We start from the raw sequence: 234 nt of genomic DNA on the forward strand, positions 1-234 counted from the left end.
ATCATCCACGCCGAACGCGAACTGTATTTAACCTTATTAGAGCTGGCACAGCAGCAGCCGAGCGCCTATGAGTGGCTGTCAAAATTACCCACGTGGTTAAATGATATCAAGGATAAAGCCAACTATGCGCATGCGCCGGCTTATCAAGCGTCGGTAGCACGTTTGCCAACATTAGCCGTTTATAATGTGGATTTGGACAGTGACATATTGACGATTAATGCGCCGTTGAGTGAC

Annotated in this window: 1 pseudogene; it reads left to right on the forward strand. The window is 47.4% G+C overall.

Going from position 1 to position 234, the window contains the following annotated elements:
• Positions 1-234: pseudogene (locus AAEY83_RS18655) on the forward strand (tRNA 5-methoxyuridine(34)/uridine 5-oxyacetic acid(34) synthase CmoB); the annotation flags it as partial.

The organism is Psychrobacter sp. TB20-MNA-CIBAN-0197 (assembly GCF_040309765.1).
GTDB lineage: Bacteria > Pseudomonadota > Gammaproteobacteria > Pseudomonadales > Moraxellaceae > Psychrobacter > Psychrobacter submarinus.